This window comes from Leifsonia sp. Root1293 (assembly GCF_001425325.1).
Lineage (GTDB): Bacteria > Actinomycetota > Actinomycetes > Actinomycetales > Microbacteriaceae > Orlajensenia.
The window spans coordinates 1,032,491-1,049,457 of the sequence record NZ_LMEH01000002.1; the positions used below are offsets into that span (position 1 = coordinate 1,032,491).

At 69.2% G+C, this 16,967-nt stretch carries 16 protein-coding genes and 1 tRNA gene; 15 read left to right on the plus strand and 2 right to left on the minus strand.

Translation table 11 applies throughout. From position 1 onward, the window contains the following. The first annotated feature begins 93 nt into the window (after nucleotides 1-93). The 3 genes from ASC59_RS16610 (at nucleotide 94) to ASC59_RS16620 (ending at nucleotide 1,922) form a co-directional block, all read left to right on the plus strand. Nucleotides 94-321: a hypothetical protein gene (locus ASC59_RS16610; RefSeq protein WP_055825246.1), complete on the plus strand. Its 228-nt coding sequence runs from the start codon at nucleotides 94-96 to the stop codon at nucleotides 319-321. Beyond that, complete coding sequence (locus tag ASC59_RS16615) at nucleotides 321-791, plus strand: RidA family protein (RefSeq protein WP_055825249.1); 471 nt, start codon at nucleotides 321-323, stop codon at nucleotides 789-791. Before ASC59_RS16610 ends, ASC59_RS16615 begins: the two co-directional genes overlap by 1 nt. Nucleotides 792-1,034: 243 nt before the next feature. Next, a complete protein-coding gene (locus ASC59_RS16620) occupies nucleotides 1,035-1,922 on the plus strand; it encodes an endonuclease domain-containing protein (protein ID WP_055825252.1) in 888 nt (295 codons plus the stop codon). Between the two features lie 104 nt (nucleotides 1,923-2,026). On the opposite strand, the gene acs is transcribed toward ASC59_RS16620, so the two are convergent. Then, nucleotides 2,027-3,973, minus strand: a complete 1,947-nt coding sequence (acs, locus tag ASC59_RS16625; protein ID WP_055825255.1) for an acetate--CoA ligase — start codon at nucleotides 3,971-3,973, stop codon at nucleotides 2,027-2,029. 460 nt (nucleotides 3,974-4,433) lie between these two features. Between acs and ASC59_RS16630 the strand changes: the two genes are divergently transcribed. The 5 genes from ASC59_RS16630 (at nucleotide 4,434) to ASC59_RS16655 (ending at nucleotide 7,557) form a co-directional block, all read left to right on the plus strand. Beyond that, nucleotides 4,434-5,501, plus strand: coding sequence for a TadA family conjugal transfer-associated ATPase (locus ASC59_RS16630; RefSeq protein WP_235492762.1), 1,068 nt, complete (start codon nucleotides 4,434-4,436; stop codon nucleotides 5,499-5,501). After that, complete coding sequence (locus ASC59_RS16635) at nucleotides 5,498-6,448, plus strand: type II secretion system F family protein (protein WP_055825258.1); 951 nt, start codon at nucleotides 5,498-5,500, stop codon at nucleotides 6,446-6,448. The genes ASC59_RS16630 and ASC59_RS16635 overlap by 4 nt, the downstream gene beginning before the upstream one ends. A 104-nt stretch (nucleotides 6,449-6,552) precedes the next feature. Further along, nucleotides 6,553-6,744 (plus strand): DUF4244 domain-containing protein, encoded by a 192-nt coding sequence (locus ASC59_RS16640; RefSeq protein WP_055825261.1) that lies wholly within the window; start codon nucleotides 6,553-6,555, stop codon nucleotides 6,742-6,744. Between the two features lie 46 nt (nucleotides 6,745-6,790). Beyond that, complete coding sequence (locus ASC59_RS16645; RefSeq protein WP_235492763.1) at nucleotides 6,791-7,105, plus strand: TadE family type IV pilus minor pilin; 315 nt, start codon at nucleotides 6,791-6,793, stop codon at nucleotides 7,103-7,105. A gap of 32 nt (nucleotides 7,106-7,137) precedes the next feature. Further along, complete coding sequence (locus tag ASC59_RS16655) at nucleotides 7,138-7,557, plus strand: Rv3654c family TadE-like protein (protein ID WP_082513760.1); 420 nt, start codon at nucleotides 7,138-7,140, stop codon at nucleotides 7,555-7,557. A 25-nt stretch (nucleotides 7,558-7,582) separates the two neighbouring features. On the opposite strand, the gene ASC59_RS16660 is transcribed toward ASC59_RS16655, so the two are convergent. Continuing rightward, nucleotides 7,583-7,807: a hypothetical protein gene (locus ASC59_RS16660; RefSeq protein WP_055825273.1), complete on the minus strand. Its 225-nt coding sequence runs from the start codon at nucleotides 7,805-7,807 to the stop codon at nucleotides 7,583-7,585. 183 nt (nucleotides 7,808-7,990) lie between these two features. Between ASC59_RS16660 and topA the strand changes: the two genes are divergently transcribed. The 7 genes from topA to ASC59_RS16695 all read left to right on the plus strand — a co-directional run bounded on the left by topA (nucleotide 7,991) and on the right by ASC59_RS16695 (nucleotide 16,966). After that, entirely contained in the window at nucleotides 7,991-10,765 is a 2,775-nt protein-coding gene (gene topA, locus ASC59_RS16665; protein WP_442915106.1) for a type I DNA topoisomerase, read from the plus strand. Then, entirely contained in the window at nucleotides 10,762-11,421 is a 660-nt protein-coding gene (tmk, locus tag ASC59_RS16670) for a dTMP kinase (protein WP_055825277.1), read from the plus strand. Before topA ends, tmk begins: the two co-directional genes overlap by 4 nt. 30 nt (nucleotides 11,422-11,451) lie before the next feature. Further along, complete coding sequence (locus ASC59_RS16675; protein WP_055825280.1) at nucleotides 11,452-12,627, plus strand: DNA polymerase III subunit delta'; 1,176 nt, start codon at nucleotides 11,452-11,454, stop codon at nucleotides 12,625-12,627. 56 nt (nucleotides 12,628-12,683) lie between these two features. Then, nucleotides 12,684-14,198 carry an alpha/beta hydrolase gene (locus ASC59_RS16680; RefSeq protein ID WP_055825283.1) on the plus strand — a complete coding sequence of 505 codons (1,515 nt, stop codon included), beginning with the start codon at nucleotides 12,684-12,686 and terminating at the stop codon, nucleotides 14,196-14,198. Nucleotides 14,199-14,331: 133 nt separating this feature from the next. Further along, nucleotides 14,332-14,407 (plus strand) — tRNA-Thr (locus tag ASC59_RS16685). Nucleotides 14,408-14,472: 65 nt separating this feature from the next. Beyond that, nucleotides 14,473-15,456, plus strand: coding sequence for a Gfo/Idh/MocA family protein (locus tag ASC59_RS16690; RefSeq protein WP_055825287.1), 984 nt, complete (start codon nucleotides 14,473-14,475; stop codon nucleotides 15,454-15,456). Nucleotides 15,457-15,508: 52 nt separating this feature from the next. After that, nucleotides 15,509-16,966, plus strand: a complete 1,458-nt coding sequence (locus tag ASC59_RS16695) for a D-alanyl-D-alanine carboxypeptidase/D-alanyl-D-alanine-endopeptidase (protein WP_082513762.1) — start codon at nucleotides 15,509-15,511, stop codon at nucleotides 16,964-16,966. Nucleotide 16,967: the final 1 nt, after the last annotated feature.

Sequence of the window (16,967 nt, forward strand, 5' to 3'; positions counted from 1 at the left end):
AAGTGCTCAGTCGGCGCTGTGCGCCGCTCTCGAGGCCACGCGGCTCCGGCGGCTGGTCTCCACTCCACTCTCCCGCCTCGACGAAGGAGCACCATGCCCGCCTGGGAATACGTCACCACCCCGCTCATGATCCACAGCACGGCTGCGATCCTCAACAACTGGGGATCGGAGGGCTGGGAACTCGTCCAGGTCGTCAGTGGCCCCGAAGGCGGCCTCGTCGCCTACCTGAAGCGCCCCGTCGGCGGAGAGGCATCCGGTGCGGCAGCGGCCGGTGCCTCCGCTGCAGCATCCGCCGCCACGGCGTTCGAGGGCGGCAACTGATGTCGCAGATCGCGGACCGTCTCGCCGAGCTCGGCATCACCCTGCCGAGCGTCGCAGCGCCCGTCGCCGCCTACGTTCCGGCGATGATCAGCGGCAACCTGGTCTTCACCTCCGGCCAGTTGCCCTTCACGGACGGCGCGCTGCCGGCCACCGGCAAGGTGGGCGACGGCGAAGGTCTCGTTCCGGCGACGGATGCGAAGGCCTACGCCGCCACCTGCATCCTGAACGCGCTCGCGGCAGCCGAGTCTGTCATCGGGTCCCTCGACCGCGTCACCCAGGTCGTGAAGGTCACCGGCTTCGTGGCCTCGGACCCGTCGTTCACGGGCCAGCCCGGAGTGATCAACGGAGCTTCCGAGCTCCTCGGCGAGATCTTCGGCGAAGCCGGCAGGCATGCACGTTCGGCGGTCGGAGTCGCGGTTCTTCCGCTGGACGCTCCGGTCGAGGTGGAGCTCGTCCTCTCCTTCGCGTAGCCAGTAGCGCCTAGCGCGTAGCTCGGTCGGGGTTTCGGAGGCAAAGTGCCGATGGGGAGGCCTCCCGCATGGTCGGGAGGCCTCCCCATCGAATGAATGCCTCCCTTCCGGTCGGGAGGTCTCGCCTCCGGTGCGGAGGCCTCCCCATCGGCGGAAGCTCCTCCCCAAGGGCGGATCGAACTGCGCGTTCCTCAGGCACAGACGCGGTCCAGTCGCGTGCTCGCCGTTCGCGGACGATGGAGCATGCGCATCGATGAGTACATATCGGCCGTCGGAGGCATCGTCCACCGCAGGCAGGTGATGGCGGCCCGGTATTCCCGCCCCGCCGTCGCAGCGGCTCTGGCGTCCGGCACTGTGACCCGCATCCGCCGCGACTGGCTCGCCGTGGCGAGCTGTCATCCGTTCATCGTCCGGGCAGTGGCGATCGGCGGCACCCTCAGCTGCATTTCGGCGGCAGTCGTCCGGGAGTTGTGGGTGGTCGACGACGGTGCCCTGCATGTCGTCGTGCCGCGGCACAGCGGTCACGTGGACACCGAGGACCATCCGTGGATCCGGGAGGGCCTGAGGCCCGTCACGAGGCACTGGACGTCGTCACCTCGCCTCGCCAACGCGCCGCGTCCGTCGCTCGACAGCGTGCAGGGGATGCTGACGTGCATCGCTTCCTGCCAGTCGGAAACGAACGCGTTGGCTGTGTTCGAGTCGGCGGTGACGAAGCGGCTCGTGAGCCTCACCGAGTTGCAGCTGCTCGCTCCGACCAGACGCGAAGCCTTCCGACGTGTGGTGGCCGCAACGACAGCGCTGTCGGACAGCGGGGTCGAGTCGATCACCAAGGCCGGCCTGGCCGCGGTCGGCATCGAGATGCGTCAACAAGTGGTGATCGATGGGCATCGCGTCGACGGGCTGATCGGAGAGCGGCTCGTCCTCCAGCTCGACGGCTTCGACGCTCACAGCACTCCCGACCAGCACGACAGGGACCTGCGACAGGACTCACGACTCGAGATCCAGGGCTACGTGGTGCTGCGGTTCTCGGCTCGCCGCATCCGTGACGATTGGCCGGGAGTGCTGTCCGAGATCCTCGCCGTCCTCGCGCAGGGTCGCCACCTCTGGGCGGCCGACGCCGCCCATGCCTGATGGCGGCATCTCTCAGCTGGGAGGACGAATGCCGATGGGGAGGCCTCCCGTCTCGTCGGGAGGCCTCCCCATCGGAGGATGTCCTCCCGTTCCCGCCGGAGAGGTCAGCGCACCTGATCCGTGATCGACTGCATCACTGCGGTGTCGGCCAGCGTCGTGGTGTCGCCTATCTCGCGTCCCTCGGCGAGGTCGCGCAGGAGTCGCCGCATGATCTTGCCGGAACGGGTCTTCGGCAGTTCGTTGACGATGAAGACTTGGCGGGGGCGCGCGATCGCACCGATCTGCCGGGCGACGTGGGCTCGCAGCTGTTCGCTGGCCTCCTCGTTCGTCATCGAGACGGTCTGGCGCTCCTTGAGGATGACGAAGGCCACGACGGCCTGGCCGGTGGTCTCGTCGGCCGCCCCGACGACGGCGGCCTCCGCCGTCATGTCATGGGCGACGAGCGACGATTCGATCTCGGCCGTCGACAGGCGGTGGCCGGACACGTTCATCACGTCGTCGACGCGACCGAGCAGCCAGATGTCGCCGTCCTCGTCGCGGCGGGCTCCGTCGCCGGCGAAGTACTTGTCGCCGAACTTCTCCCAGTACGTCTCCTTGAAGCGCTCGGGGTCGCCCCAGATGCCGCGGAGCATGGCCGGCCACGGCTCGGTGATCACGAGCAGCCCGCCATCCGTTCCGGAGACCGGCTCGCCCTCATCCGTGACGATGTCCAGAGAGATGCCGGGGACGGGGATCTGCGCAGACCCGGGCTTGAGGTCCGTGATGCCGGGGAGGGCGGAGATCATGATGGCGCCGGTCTCCGTCTGCCACCAGGTGTCGACGACGGGGATCGAGCCGCCGCCGATCACGTGCCGGTACCAGATCCACGCCTCGGGGTTGATGGGCTCTCCCACCGAGCCGAGCACCCGCAGTGAGCGCAGGTTGTACTTCTGCGGGATCTGGCGCCCAACCTTCATGAACGAACGGATCGCCGTCGGTGCCGTGTAGAGGATCGACACCTTGTACTTCTCGATGATCTCCCACCAGCGCCCGGGGTGAGGGGTGTCGGGGGTGCCCTCGTAGAGCACCTGGGTGGCGCCGTTGGCGAGGGGACCGTAGACGACGTAGGAGTGCCCGGTGATCCAGCCGACATCGGCCGTGCACCAGTAGACATCGGACTCCGGATGCAGGTCGAAGACGTTGCGGTGGGTGAAGGCGGCCTGTGTCAGGTAGCCGCCCGAGGTGTGCAGGATGCCCTTGGGCTTTCCCGTCGTGCCCGAGGTGTAGAGGATGAACAGCGGCTGCTCGGCGGGGAAGGCCTTCGCCACGTGGTCGGCGTCGACCTGGGCGATCTCGTCGCCCCACCACAGGTCGCGTCCGTCCTCCCAGGCCACATCGTTGCCGGTCCGCTTCACGACGAGCACGTGCTCGATGCTGGGGGCGCCCTTGCCGAGCGCGGCGTCGACGGTGTCCTTCAACCCGAACACGCGCCCCTTGCGGTAGCCGCCGTCAGCGGTGATCACGAGCTTCGCCTCGGCGTCGAGGATGCGCGAGTGCAGGCTGTCGGGGCTGAAGCCGCCGAAGACGACGGAGTGCACGGCACCGATGCGCGCGATCGCGAGCATGGCCACGACGGCCTCGGGGATCATCGGCAGGTAGATGGCGACGCGGTCGCCAGCCTCGATGCCGAGGCTGGTGAGCAGATTCGCCGCCCGCTTCACCTCGGCGGTGAGCTCGGCGTAACTGATGTCGCGGCTGTCGCCGGGCTCTCCCTCCCAGTGGATGGCGATGCGATCGCCGTGACCGGCGAGCACATGGCGGTCCAGGCAGTTGTATGCGACGTTGAGCTCTCCGTCCTCGAACCAGGTCGCGAAGGGCGGATTGCTCCAGTCCAGGGTCTTCGTGAACGGCGTGTGCCAGTGCAGTTCTCGGGCGCGGTCAGCCCAGAATGCGAGTCGGTCGGCGGCGGCATCCGTGTAGAGGCTCTGCTGCGCCACGGCCTGCGCGGCGAACTCGGGACTCGGGCGGAATCGGCGGATCTCTTCGAGGTTGTGATCGATCTGCGCGTTCATTGCTTCTGTGTCGCTCCTTTGCGAGTGGCTGCCTGATCCTGCTCGGTGCTGCACCGGCTGCGGATTCGCAACGATACCGCGTTCGACGGATGCTGGGCCGCGCCCTCGATGAGCGGGCGGACGGCCTCGCAAGGGTCTGCTCGGATGAGCACGGGAGGAGCGTTGGACGTGACAATTTCGCCATGTCCGCAGAAATGAGGATACGGACGCTTTGCGCAATCCGTTCTGTGCCGTACACTTTCCATGCGCCTGAAAGCTTTTTCGGGTTCGTGGTGCGGAGTGATTCCCCCCAATCCCCGCATCACTGAGGCGGCACCTGTTCCCCCCAATAGGTGCCGCCCCTTCTTTTTAACCGAGGTACACGCTCCGGTCTCCTCCCCGGTGGCACGTGTACCCCGACGTTCCCCCAATCGCAGTTTGTACCCCGTTCGGTGTGTTCCGGCCACCTAGATTCGACCGGGTGGATGAGCCGTTCGTCGCAGTGCCGATGCTGCAGGCGGCGCGCATCGGCGCGGAAATCGGGGGAGAGGTCGTCGATGACGGGGAGCCGGGTCGTGGCCGTCACCGATTCATCGAGGGCGAGCATGGTCCCCCACTCGTTCCGGTCGACCGTGCCGCTCTCGGGCTTCTCGAACGCTTCGCGACCGAGGAGGTGAGCGACCTGCTCGTGAACGGAGCGGCCGGTCTCTGGGTCGACGCGGGTCGAGGACTCCGGCGTGATCCCGACTGGGAGCTCGGCGAACGCGAGGTGCGCGAGCTGGCCGTTCGGCTGGTCGCCAGCGGTGGTCGCCACGTCGACGAGGCTCATCCGTGCGTCGATGTGAGGCTCGGAGGCGGCATCAGGGTGCATGTCGCTCTCCCGCCGATCTCGACGACGGGCACATTGATCTCGGTGCGCATCCCGCGCGGTGAGCATGCCGACCTCGCCGCCCTGCGTCGAACGGGCATGATCGACGCCGGTCAGGAACGCGAACTGGCGGCCGTGGTGCGGCGGCGCGAGAACGTGCTCATCACGGGCGCTGCGGGCGTGGGCAAGACAACGCTGCTCGCCGCACTGCTGGCATCGGCGCCAGCCGACGAGCGCATCGTGGTGGTCGAAGACGTCGCCGAGCTGCGGGTGCGGCATCAGCATGTCGTCGGTCTCGAGGCACGCCAGGCCAATGTGGAGGGCGCCGGTCACGTCGGCCTCGATTCGCTCGTGCGCGAAGCCCTGCGGATGCGGCCCGACAGGTTGATCCTCGGGGAATGCCGCGGAGCCGAACTCCGTGAGCTCCTGACCGCCCTCAACACCGGTCACGACGGCGGAGCGGGCACCCTGCACGCGAACTCCCTCGCCGATGTCCCAGCCCGCATCGAGGCCCTCGGAGCGCTCGCCGGCATGGGCGATCGGGCCGTGGCCAGGCAGACTGTCAGCGCCATCGGCCTCGTGCTCCATCTCGAGCGCACCGACGGCGTGCGGCGTCTCGCGCAGCTCGGTCGCTTCGCGCTCGCGGACGACGGCCGCCTCACGATCGCCGCGATCGGATGAGCGCGCCGCGCCCCGCCATCGAGGCCGTGGCCACCACGGCTCAGCGGCTCGCCGTTCTGCTCGCCGCCGGTGTACCGCCGACCACCACTTGGCGCTACCTGGCCGCCGCCGGGCGCACGGGGGTGACCGGTCGGGTGGTCGATGCCGCGGCGCGAGCTGGCGATCAGGGTACCGACGTCGCGCAGGCGGTCGCCGACGCCGGGGGAGCCGCGGCATCTCCGGAGACCGCGCGAGCCTGGCGTGCGCTCGCTGCCGTGTGGTCGTTGGCGATAGAGACAGGGGCACCACTGGCGGGTGCACTCCGCGAGATGGCCGAGGCGTTCCGCGCCACCGGGAGGCTCCAGAGGGAAGCGCGGGTGGCGCTCGCCGGACCTCGAGCCACCTCGAGACTCGTGGCGCTGCTGCCCGTGGTGGCCGTCGCCTTCGGAGCGGTCCTCGGCATGGACACCCTCGGCGTGCTGTTCACGACAGTGCCCGGTCTCGCCTGCCTGACCGCCGGCGGGATCCTCATGCTCGCCGGATCCCGATGGAGCGCTCGTCTCGTGCGTCGGGCCGGAGTCGGCGATCCCTGTCCGGGGCTGATGATCGACCTGATCGCCATCGCGCTCGCCGGTGGGGCCTCCCTCGACAGTGCTCGCAGCTCGGCCGGTGCTGTCGTGACGAGGTTCGGGGTGGTGGATGCCGCCACAGCGGCCCAGCAGGCAGGCCAGGCCGATTCCGTCATCGCGCTCGCCCGTGCCGCGGGAGTGCCAGCGGCGGAACTGCTGCGAGCGGAGGCCGGTGACCTCCGCCTCGCCGCGCAGACCGACGGGCAGGAGCGCGCAGCGCGATTGGGCGTCAGCCTCATGATCCCCCTGGCGCTGTGCGTGCTGCCCGCCTTCATGCTGCTCGGCGTGGCTCCGATGATCCTCTCGGTGGTCTCCTCCACATTCGACGGTCTCGGGTGAGACACCTCTGATCCGTTCGGATCGGCCCGCGGCGCGAGCCCGGGCCCGATGCTGGTCCTGCCCGTGCCGCGATCGCGTCCACTCGACGCCAGAAGGAGATCACCATGAGCACATTTCGACGATTCCTGCGCTCCCGGGCCACCGGGCTCCGCGCCGAACGCGGTTCGGCAACGGCCGAATACGCTGTGGCCACCATGGCGGCCGTCGGCTTCGCCGGCCTCCTCGTCGTCATCCTGCGGGGCAACGAGGTGCGCGGAATCCTCACCGACCTCGTGCGCGATGCGCTCACGCTCTGAGCGGTCGACCAGGGGGCGTTCGGCGTTCGGCGGCGACCGGGGGAGTGTGACGGCGGAGTTCGCCGTCGCCCTCCCCGCTGTCGCGCTCGTGCTCGCGGTCTGCCTCGCCGGCGTGCAGGCGGTCTCGATCCAGGTGCGGTTGACGGATGCCGCTGCCGATGCCGCCCGCACTCTCGCACGTGGCGACGGGGTCGACCTGGCTGCCGCCCGGTTGTCGGCTGCCGTGCCCGGCGCGACCCTCTCCGTCGACAGCTCCGGCGACCTCGTCTGCGTCGCCGCGGGCGCCCCGGCAGGCTCTCATGCGGTGCTCGCTGCGCTCACGGTGTCTGCTCGGTCGTGCGCGCTGGGCGGTGGGCTGTGACGCCGATGGCCGGGCCGACGGAGAGCGACGGGATGACGACGCAAGTGACGCACGCGCCGCCGGTGACGCCGGTGACGCCGGCGACGCCGGCGACGCCGGCGACGAGAGCGTGCGCGCTCGGTGACGAGCGCGGCGCCGGAACCGTGCTGGCGATCGCCATCATCGGTGCTGTCGTCGCGATGGCACTGGTGGCGGCATCGGCGCTCGGCGGACTCGTCGTGCACCAGCGGTTGTCTGCCGCGGCCGACGCTGCAGCTCTCGCCGGAGGCGACGTGGCGATGGGCGCCGTCCCCGGCGTGATCTGCGACGCCGCGGCGCGGGCAGCCGCAGCCAACGATGCAGCCATCGATGACTGCAGCGTCGACGGCGAGACCGTCACCGTCGCCGTGTCGACATCGTGGATGGGCGTCCCGGTGATCGCTCGATCGAGGGCCGGGCCGGCGCCCGGGTGACGGGGCGGTCTCGGGGACAGGGGACTCAGGCGAAGACGGCCTCGAGGTAGCGGTACTCGACCGCGGTCGGCCGCTGCGTGCCGTCACCGTCGAACTCGAGTCCGCTGCCACGCACATAGAGGTAGTGCTTGCCTGCGCCCGGGATCTCGAGGCGAGGGCGCGGGTCGCCGCCCTCGAGGAATTCCGTCGTGATGGTGCGTCCCTCGAGCGGGCCGTCGGTGAGTTTGGCGGTGTACGTCGTTGTATCCATGCCACTCATTTTCCTCCGCCTCGGAGGAGTTTCAAGCGCCAGAAGGGGTGATGTCGATGAATGCTCAGTTCCGGGCGCGTCGAGCGATCACTCGTTCGAAGTGTGTATGGTGTGCCGTTGAGGGTGCCGCTCTCACCCGAGTGATCGAGCAGCGCCGTATTCACCTCTATATAAAGGAGTCTGGTGCCAGGCAAGAAGCTGGTCATCGTCGAGTCGCCCACGAAGATGAAGTCGATCGCCGCCTATCTGGGCGACGGTTACGAAGTCCTCTCGAGCGTTGGTCACATCCGTGACCTCATCGAACCCAAGTACCTTCCCGCCGAGCTGAAGAAGGGCTCCCTCGGCAAGTTCTCCGTCGACGTCGACAACGGTTTCGAGCCCTACTACGTCGTCTCGACGGCGAAGAAGAAGACCGTCGCGGAACTGAAGCGCGCCCTGAAGGACGCCGACGAACTCCTGCTCGCCACTGATGAGGACCGCGAGGGCGAGGCCATCGCGTGGCACCTGCTGCAGGAACTCAAGCCCAAGGTCCCCGTCAAGCGCATGGTCTTCCACGAGATCACCAAGGACGCCATCCTCGAGGCCACCAAGAAGACCCGCGACCTCGACACCGCGCTGGTCGACGCGCAGGAGACCCGGCGCATCCTCGACCGCCTCTACGGCTACGAGGTCTCACCCGTGCTCTGGCGCAAGGTCGGACCCGGCCTCTCGGCCGGCCGTGTGCAGTCGGCCGCGACCAGGCTCGTCGTCGATCGTGAGCGCGAGCGCCTGGCATTCACGGCGGCGTCCTACTGGGATCTCGCAGCCCGCCTGAGCCCGACTCTGGGAACGGATGCAGCAGGAGCCGACGCGTTCAGCGCCCGCCTCGTCCGCATCGGCGGAGAACGCATCGCATCCGGCCGCGACTTCGACGACACGGGGTCGCTCACGTCGAAGGCCACGGTGCTGTCCGAGGATTCGGCCCGTGCACTGGCCGCGGCCCTCGAGGCCGGCGTCGACGTCACCGTCACGAAGGTGGAGTCGCGCCCGTACTCCCGCAAGCCCGCCGCGCCGTTCACGACGTCGACGCTGCAGCAGGAGGCGGCGCGCAAGCTCCGCTTCTCCGCCCGCCAGACCATGAGCGTCGCGCAGTCGCTGTACGAGAACGGCTACATCACCTATATGCGAACCGACTCCGTGTCGCTCTCGCAGCAGGCGATCACCGCGGCACGCCGCCAGGCCACCGACCTCTACGGTGCCGACAGCATCCCCGAGAAGCCCCGCGTCTACACCGGCAAGTCGAAGAACGCGCAGGAGGCTCACGAGGCGATCCGCCCGTCGGGTGAGAACTTCCGCACCCCGTCGTCGCTCGCCTCGAGCCTGCACGGCAACGACTTCAAGCTCTACGACCTCATCTGGAAGCGCACCGTCGCCTCGCAGATGGCCGATGCCAAGGGTGTGACGGCATCCGTCACCATCGCAGCCGGACCCACGGGCGAAGCCGCCCACCCGCTGGCGACGAAGACCATCGCCGAGTTCTCGGCCAGTGGAACCGTGATCACCTTCCGCGGGTTCCTGAACGCCTACGAGGAGAGCCGCGACGAGGAGCGCAACGCATCGGCCGAGCCCGCGGAGTCGAAGCTGCCGCCGCTCACCGAGGGCCAGAAACTCGCCTTCGTCGAGATCGAGCCGAGCGGCCACGAGACCACGCCGCCGCCGCGCTACACCGAGGCGAGCCTCGTGAAGGAGCTCGAGGCCAAGGGCATCGGGCGTCCGTCGACCTTCGCGTCGATCATCGACACCATCTCGAACCGCGGATACGTCGAGCACCGCGGGCAGTCCCTGGTGCCGAGCTGGATCGCGTTCTCCGTCGTTCGCCTGCTCGAAGAGCACTTCGCCGAGCTCGTCGAGTACGACTTCACGGCCGAGATGGAGAACGACCTCGACGAGATCGCCAACGGCGACGCCGATCGCGTCGGCTGGCTCACGCAGTTCTACTTCGGCGACGACCGTCAGCGGGGCCTGCGTCAGGTCATCGACAACCTGGGCGACATCGACGCCAAGGAGATCAACTCCATCCGCATCGCAGACGGCATCACCCTGCGCATCGGAAAATTCGGGCCCTACCTGGAGGTTCCCGATCCGGATGCCGGTCCTGACGCCACCCCGCGTCGCATCAACATCCCGCCGCAGCTGGCCCCCGACGAGCTCACGCCCGAGAAGGCGCGTGAACTCATCGACGCGCCCATCGTCACCGATCGCGTCATCGGCATCAACCCCGATAACGGCAAGCAGATCGTCGCGAAGGACGGCCGGTTCGGCCCCTACGTGACCGAGCTGGACCCGCCCGCACCCGAGGCACCGGCACCGGAGCCCGTCGTCGACGCCGCGACGGGTGAGGTCGTCGAGCCGCCGAAGAAGCGGGCAGCCAAGAAGCCGGTGGTCGAGAAGCCGCGCACGGCGTCCATCTTCAAGACGATGGATCTCGCGACCATCGATCTCGACACCGCGCTCAAGCTGCTCTCGCTTCCGCGCGTCGTCGGTGTCGACCCCGAGGCCGGTGTCGAGATCACGGCGCAGAACGGCAAGTTCGGCCCCTACCTCAAGAAGGGGACCGACTCCCGCTCCCTGACGAGCGAGGACCAGATCTTCGAGGTCGACCTTCCTGCCGCTCTCGAGCTGTTCGCGCAGCCCAAGTACGGAGCACGCCGGGCGCCGAGCGCGCTGAAGGAATTCGAGGCGGACCCTGTCAGCGGCAAGCCGATCAAGCTGAAGGACGGCCGCTTCGGTCCCTACGTCACCGACGGTGAGACGAACGCGACCATCCCCAAGAGCGAGTCCGTCGACGACATCGAGTTCGCCCGCGCCGTCGAGCTGCTCGCCGAGAAGCGCGCAAAGGGCCCGGCGAAGCCGCGGGCCACGACTCGGTCCACCGCCAAGAAGCCCGCAGCGCGCAAGGCCGCGCCGAAGAAGAAGTGAGCGCCGGAAGCGCCGCCGCGGCCCCGTCTGAGACGGGGCGCGGCCTCTTCATCACGCTCGAGGGCGGCGACGGGTCGGGCAAGACGACCCAGGCACGCCTGCTCGAGGAGTGGCTCGTCGGCCGCGGGCGGTCGGTGCTGCGCACCCGGGAGCCCGGCGGCACCGACGTCGGCGTCGAGATCCGCGAGATCGTGCTGCACCACCGCGGAGACATCGCGCCCCGCGCCGAGGCCCTGCTCTACGCAGCCGACCGCGCCCACCACATCGCGACCAAGGTGCGCCCGGCGCTCGAGCGCGGCGACGTCGTCATTCAGGACCGCTATCTCGACTCCTCGGTCGCCTACCAGGGCGCCGGTCGGGTGCTCGGGGGCACGGAGGTGCGCGACCTCTCGCTCTGGGCGGCGCAGGGACTCCTCCCCGACCTCACGATCCTGCTCGACCTCGACGAGGGGGTCGCGCGCGGTCGGCTCGATGCCGCCCAGAAACGGTTCGACAGGCTGGAGGCCGAGGCGGGGGAGTTCCATGCCCGCGTGCGCCACGCCTTCCTCGACCTCGCGGCGGCGGAGCCCGCTCGCTTCCTGGTCGTCGATGCCGCAAGACCGGTCGACGAGATCGCCGCGTCGGTGCGTTCACGGGTCGAGGGGCTCCTGGGCTAGCGCGTCGGCGGCATCGCCTACTGTTGGAGCATGACGGTGTGGGACGAGCTGACGGGCCAGGCCGACGCCATCGCGGTGTTCCGGGCCGCGGCGGCAGCCGCATCCGCCACTCCCACCGAGGGGGCGGCCGAGCAGGCCATGTCGCACGCCTGGCTCATCACGGGCCCTCCGGGATCGGGCCGGTCGAATCTCGCCTACGCCTTCGCGACCGCGTTGATCTCGGGTCACCCCGACGGAGACGACGCGACTGTCGCCCAGGTCGCCGCCCGCAGTCATCCCGACCTCACCGTGCTCAGCACCGAGGGGGTGTCGATCAAGGTCGACGACGTGCGCGCCATCGTGCGATCGTCGTCGTACTCGCCGTCGGTCGGGCGGCACCGCGTGCTCGTGATCGAGGATGCCGATCGCATGCCCGAGCGCACCTCGAACGTGCTGCTCAAGGCGCTCGAGGAACCCCCCGAGCGCACGGTGTGGATCCTCTGCGCTCCGAGCGAGGCCGATCTCATCCCCACCATCCGGTCCCGAGTGCGCTCCGTGCGGCTGCGCGTTCCGAGCATCGACGACGTGGCGGCCCTGCTGGTCGCACGCGACGGCGTCAGCCCCGAGGTCGCCGAGCGGGCCGCGCGCGAAGCCCAGAGCCATATCGGCATGGCGCGGCGCCTGGCCACGTCGAGCGAGGCGCGCGAACGCCGCGAGGCCACGTTGATCTCGGCCCTCGGCATCCGCACGGTGTCGGATGCCGTGGCTGCGGCCGCCCGCATGATCGAGATCGCCGGCGACGATGCCAAGGCGATCACCCTCGAGCGCGACGCCGACGAGCGCGAGAAGGCCCTGCGCTCGCTGGGTGTGGCGCCCGGCCAGACTCTGCCTCCGGCGCTCCGCAGCCAGATCAAGGCGCTCGAGGACGACCAGAAGCGACGTGCCACCCGGAGCCTCCGCGACGGCATCGACCGCATCCTCGTCGACTTCTCCTCCCTGCACCGCGACGTGTTGATGCTGCAGCTGCACGGGGATTCCGCGATCATCAATCGCGAACTCCTGCCGAGGATCGAACGCGCCGCAACGGCGGGTACTGCCGCCGAGACCCTGCGTTCCCTCGATGCCATCGCCCTCGCGCGCACCCGCATCGAGGCCAATGTCGCCCCGCTCCTGGCCCTCGAGGCCATGCTCATGACCTTCCGCCGATCCGAGAGAGCCGCCGCGTGACCCGACGACCCAGAAGTTCGACACCAGCTCCCCGCCGGGCAGGGCACGCTGCGCGTGTGAGGGCTGCCGTCGCCGGCGCCACGCTCCTCGCGCTGGCCTTGACCGGCTGCGTGCCGTGGGCCGGCGGCGGGGCAGGACCGCACACGTCGACACCGACGGGCGAGACCGCACCGGCCGGCCTCGAGTCGTACTACGGCCAGCAGCTCGAGTGGGAGGACTGCGGCGACGGCTTCCAGTGCACGACCGCCACGGCGCCCCTCGACTATCGGGCGCCGGGCGATGAGAGCATCGACCTCGCCCTGGTGCGGCATCCGGCGACAGGGGATCGGCTCGGATCCCTGCTGGTCAACCCCGGCGGTCCCGGCGGGAGCGGCTATGAGATGGTGCGGGATTCACTCGACTTCGCGGTCAGTGCCGACCTCCAGAAGCACTACGACATCATCGGCTTCGACCCCCGCGGGGTCAGCCGGTCGACCCCGGTCACCTGCTACGAGCCGGCGCAGATGGACGCCTACCTCTACGACATCACCCCGGGCGAGCGCGGCAGCGACGCCTGGCTCGCCGCGAAGACCGCGAGGGGCGAGGCCTTCGCCGAGGCCTGCGATTCGAACACCGGACCCCTCCTCGACAACGTCGACACCGAGAGCGCGGCCCGCGACCTCGACCTGCTGCGTGCGGCGCTCGGCGACAGCACCCTGAACTACCTCGGCTACTCCTACGGCACCTACCTCGGAGCCGTCTACGCCGGCCTGTTCCCCACCAAGGCCGGTCGCCTCGTCCTCGACGGCGCCATCGACCCGTCCGCCACCAATCTCGACGTGAACATCGAGCAGGCGAAGGGCTTCGAGAGCGCGCTGCGTGCCTACCTCACCGACTGCCTCGACGGCGCTGACTGCCCGTTCGACGGCACGGTCGACGACGCTATGGGCACGGTCAAGGCCCTGCTCGATTCCGTCGACGCCGCCCCGATCCGCGCGACCGACGGTCGCATGCTCGGGGGAGACTCGCTCGTCACCGCCATCATCTACCCGCTGTACTCCCAGCAGGGATGGCCGGCGCTCAGCACCATGTTCGACTCGGTGCTCAGCGGGTCAGCCGACCAGGCGATGTCCTTCGCCGACCAGTACAACGGGCGCGACGAGTCCGGCAACTACAGCGACAACTCCACCGAGGCGTTCACTGCCGTCAACTGCATGGACTACTCCTACGTGACGGATGCCGCAGCGATGCGCGAGCAGGAGCAGGAACTCGATGCGGCCGCGCCCGTCATCGGCGCCTACTTCGGGTTCGGCGACATCACCTGCACCACCTGGCCGTACACCTCCCGGACGGATCGCACGACGATCAGCGCCGAGGGGTCACCGCTCATCGTCGTCATCGGAACGACGAACGATCCGGCGACGCCGTACGTGTGGGCGCAATCGCTCGCCGCCCAGCTCGACGACGGGCGTCTCGTCACCTACAACGGCGAGGGTCACACGGCATACAACAAGTCCAACTCCTGCGTGAATGACGCCGTGGACACCTTCCTCATCGAGGGAATCGCGCCGACCAGCGACCCCGACTGCTGACGAGCGGGCGCCGTCCCCACGGTGTCGGGGCTCGTCGGCTGGCGACCGTGTTCGTGAACGCCGGTCGGAGACGGTATGCTTTCCTACTGTGCCAAGCGGCATCTCCCATCGCGGGATGATCGCCGAGTGCCACGCCGCCTTAGCTCAGTCGGCAGAGCGTCTCACTCGTAATGAGAAGGTCGTGGGTTCGATTCCCACAGGCGGCCCCATCCTGGCCATCGCCTCGCATCCCTGGGGATTCGAGAGGCGCACCGGCATGCCCTAGCCTCGAAGCATGACTGATGCACTGCGCTGGGGAATCCTCGCCACGGGCGGAATCGCCCACGCCATGGCCAACGACCTCGTCCTGAACGGCTTCACCGTGCAGGCCGTCGGATCCCGTTCCCAGGAGTCGGCGGATGCGTTCGCAGCCGAGTTCGGCATTCCCAACGCCCACCCCAGCTACGCCGCGCTCGTGGCCGATCCCGAGGTCGACGTCATCTACGTGTCGACGCCGCATCCGTTCCATGCCGAGCACGCCACCCTCGCCCTCGAGGCCGGCAAGCACGTGCTCGTCGAGAAGCCGTTCACGCTGAACGCCGCCGAGGCACGCCAGGTCGTCGACCTCGCTGCCGAGAAGGGTCTCGTCGTGCTCGAGGCCATGTGGACCCGCTGGCTGCCGCACATGGTGCGGGTGCGCGAGATCATCGCGGCCGGCACGCTCGGCGAGGTGCACACCCTCATCGCCGACCACACCCAGGACCTGCCCGACGACCCCGGTCACCGCCTCAACGCGCTCGAGCTCGGCGGCGGTGCCCTCCTCGACCTCGGCATCTACCCGATCTCCTTCGCCTCCGACCTCTTCGGCACCCCCGAGACTGTCCAGGCCTCTGCGACCTTCAAGAGCACGGGGGCCGACGCCCAGGTCGCCACGATCTTCCGCTACGCCGGCGGGCAGATCGCCACGACCCTCTCCGCCAGCGACACCCGCGGCCGCAACATCGCCACGATCCTCGGAACCGAAGGCCGCATCGACATCGACACCGTCTGGTACACGCCGACGTCGTTCCGCGTCTACGACGCCGACGGCACCGAGACCGAGGCGTTCACGTCCGACGTGACAGGCCGGGGGATGCAGTTCCAAGCCGCCGAACTCGAGCGCCTGGTGGCCGCCGGCGTCACATCGGGCGACGTGCTTCCGACCGAGGAGACCGTGACAGTGCTCGAGACCCTCGACGCCATCCGGGCGCAGATCGGCCTGCGCTACCCCGGCGAATGAACGGCACCCTCTCTTCGGATTCTCTCAGGCGCGACAGCGTAGGCTTCCGCGGATGACTGAAACGGATGCACCGAGCACACCGGCCACTCCGGCCAGGGGTGGGCTCTTCCGATCCCACCGACGCGGGTGGACGATCGCAGGCAGTGCCGTCGCGATCGCTCTGCTCGCAGGCACCGCCCTCGCCTCCGGCGCTGCAGCGGGCAGCCCGGCGCCCTCGGCGACTCAGAAGGCAGCGGCATCCGCGACCCCGTCCGCCACGCCGACGCCGACCCCGGATCCGCGAGCCACGCCTGCCGCTGCCGTACCGGCCAGCCGGTTGCGCACCTGCTCGGTGACCGATCTCGCCTCCGACGGCCGCCTCGCCTCGATGCAGGCCCAGGTGCTGAACGCCGCGACGGGCGAGGTGCTGTTCGACCGCGGCGGCACCACTCCCTCCCGCGCGGCGAGTGTCATGAAGGTGCTCACGACCGCCGCAGCGCTCAAGGTGCTCGGTCCCGACTACAGGGCGACGACCACCGTCGTGAAGGGCGCCGAGCCCGGTTCGGCCGTGCTCGTCGGAGGCGGCGACCTCACCCTCTCACGGTTGCCGTCGGGCGAGACGTCGGCCTACGAGGGCGCCGCGCATCTGGACGACCTCGCGAACCAGGTGCGCACGGCCTGGGCTGCCGACCCGTCCAACCCGCCCCTCACCACCCTCATCCTGGACTCGACGTTGTTCACGGGCCCCGACTGGCAGCCGAGCTGGGACACCAAGGAGCAGTACGACGGCTACATGTCGCGCGTCACCGCTCTGCAGGTCGACGGCGACCGTGACGACCCGTACAGCAACACCTCGGCACGCAGCGACGACCCCATCGGCCGAGCCGGCCAGGCATTCGCCGACCAGCTCGGCGGCATCCAGACCATCGAGCTCGGAACGGCGCCGGCCGGTGCAGCGGCCCTCGGAAGCGTGCAGTCCGCTCCCGTGTCCACCCTGGTGCAGCAGTCGCTCATCGTCTCCGACAACACCATCGCTGAGATGCTCGCGCGGCTCACCGCCGTCACGGCCGGGACGGGAAGCGATTTCTCGGCCATCCAGCCGGCTGTCGTCGCGGCACTCGACAGCTACGGCGTCGACACCGCCGGGATCGTCGTCGTCGACGGCTCCGGGCTGTCCGACGACAACGCGATCCCGCCGTCGTACCTCACGCGCCTGTTCGTGAAGATCAATGCCCGCGAAGCGAACCTCGGCGTCATCGCCGACGGCCTGCCCGTCGCCGGTCGCTCGGGTTCCCTCTCCTACAGCGACAGGTTCACGGGCGAGGCATCCGTCGCCGATGGCTCCGTGTTCGCCAAGACCGGCTGGATCGACACCGGGTACACCCTCTCCGGGATCATCGCGGCGGCTGACGGGACCCCGCTCACCTTCGCCGTCTACGCGCTCGGCGATGTGACGGAAGACGCCAAGACCGCAATCGACCTGCTCACGGCCGGCTTCTACAGCTGCGGCGACAACCTCTCCAACAACTGAG

Coding starts and splice junctions, on each gene's coding strand:
- ASC59_RS16610 (WP_055825246.1), top strand. CDS start 94: ATGCCCGCCTGGGAATACGTCACCACCCCGCTCATGATCCACAGCACG.
- ASC59_RS16615 (WP_055825249.1), top strand. CDS start 321: ATGTCGCAGATCGCGGACCGTCTCGCCGAGCTCGGCATCACCCTGCCG.
- ASC59_RS16620 (WP_055825252.1), top strand. CDS start 1,035: ATGCGCATCGATGAGTACATATCGGCCGTCGGAGGCATCGTCCACCGC.
- acs (WP_055825255.1), bottom strand. CDS start 3,973: ATGAACGCGCAGATCGATCACAACCTCGAAGAGATCCGCCGATTCCGC.
- ASC59_RS16635 (WP_055825258.1), top strand. CDS start 5,498: ATGAGCGCGCCGCGCCCCGCCATCGAGGCCGTGGCCACCACGGCTCAG.
- ASC59_RS16640 (WP_055825261.1), top strand. CDS start 6,553: ATGAGCACATTTCGACGATTCCTGCGCTCCCGGGCCACCGGGCTCCGC.
- ASC59_RS16655 (WP_082513760.1), top strand. CDS start 7,138: ATGACGACGCAAGTGACGCACGCGCCGCCGGTGACGCCGGTGACGCCG.
- ASC59_RS16660 (WP_055825273.1), bottom strand. CDS start 7,807: ATGGATACAACGACGTACACCGCCAAACTCACCGACGGCCCGCTCGAG.
- ASC59_RS16675 (WP_055825280.1), top strand. CDS start 11,452: ATGACGGTGTGGGACGAGCTGACGGGCCAGGCCGACGCCATCGCGGTG.
- ASC59_RS16690 (WP_055825287.1), top strand. CDS start 14,473: ATGACTGATGCACTGCGCTGGGGAATCCTCGCCACGGGCGGAATCGCC.
- ASC59_RS16695 (WP_082513762.1), top strand. CDS start 15,509: ATGACTGAAACGGATGCACCGAGCACACCGGCCACTCCGGCCAGGGGT.